The organism is Bacteroides sp. 1001136B_160425_E2, from assembly GCF_015559655.1.
Lineage (GTDB): Bacteria > Bacteroidota > Bacteroidia > Bacteroidales > Bacteroidaceae > Bacteroides > Bacteroides luhongzhouii.
In genome coordinates this window covers 1-1,240 of the sequence record NZ_JADMQH010000057.1, presented here as the reverse complement: position 1 = coordinate 1,240, position 1,240 = coordinate 1, and the positions used below count along the sequence as shown (strand labels likewise).

Below are 1,240 nucleotides of genomic sequence, written 5' to 3'. Positions count from 1 at the left end.
TACCATCTCGGACAAGTATTGACGGTTCTATTTTTTACTTGTACTACTTGTATTGTTTATCAATATTTCAAAGAACTTGCTGCTTTCGTTTCAAAAGCGGGTGCAAAGGTAAAGACTTTATTTTTAACCGCCAAACTTTTTCGGAAGTTTTTTTTCAACCTTTCTCTTTACTCATTTCTCAGGCTCTCTATGCGAAAGGGAAAGAATGTATGAAAGAAAGGCTCCGGCCTTTTTCTTTGCGAATCGGAGTGCAAAGATAAGAACTTTATTTATTATCCTCCAAAACTTTTCGGAAGTTTTTTTGTTCTTTTCTTCAGGACCAATCACGCCTTTTCAACAAGTCAATTCCGCAAGGCTTTCTTCTCTTGGAAAGCGGGTGCAAAAGTACGCCCTTTTCGTATACCGTCCAAATATATTAAACTCTTTTTTCGAACTTTTTTTGAAGGAATTTCCTAAAGTGCTGATCCATAACGATGTTGTAGAACATATTTTTTAAGAACGAGTGGCTCGTGGTCGGAAACGATAAGGGAAATACACATTATTATATCACACGCGGGCGCGTACGGGCGCACAACGGGAAAGTTATCCGATGGAGAGCTGTCCGATGAAAAAAAAGAGGAAAAAGGGCAATGCCTGGTTCCGCTTATTGCAAAAGGAAGACTAAAAGGATGAATTCACGGGGAAGGCCAAAAGGAAAATGAAAAGCGATTGTAGCAAAAAAATGCGCGGCCTGAAAACGATTTTATATTTTCATTTCTCATATTCTCATAGATTGTAGGGTAATTAGTTGTAAATCACCGAAATAGTACTATGAGAAATAAAACAGGAAACTGCGTTTCTCATAGTATTACCGGCGTTTTATGCTAGAAATGGCGCATTTCTCATACCTTTTAAAGGTATTTCTCATAGTATTTTGACTATTTATCCTATAAATTCTCAAGCTAGGTCCTAAACTAAAGACCAAGCTGAATACCAGACTAGACACCGCTTTACAATATATTATCAGTGCTTATTGAAAGTATACAGAGTAGACATCCGCATATTTTCCTACCTGCATCTGTATCGTTCCACTACAGTGAACAGATCATTGCACTAGAGTAGAAAGAACCGTCTACTCGAGTGAAAAGATCTGTTCACTCGAGTGCAACGATACAGATAGTAGCAGGAAAAAATAGCAATGATTAAGGAAAAGCATAAAGATATAAGGTACATGATACACAGGAAAGCAATAAACAATAGG

At 37.4% G+C, this 1,240-nt stretch carries 1 protein-coding gene; it reads left to right on the top strand.

Translation table 11 applies throughout. The annotated features are described in order from the left end of the window. On the top strand, positions 1 to 213 hold a 213-nt coding region (locus I2I04_RS23375; RefSeq protein ID WP_229127044.1), incomplete at its 5' end, for a hypothetical protein. Positions 214 to 1,240 lie beyond the last annotated feature (1,027 nt).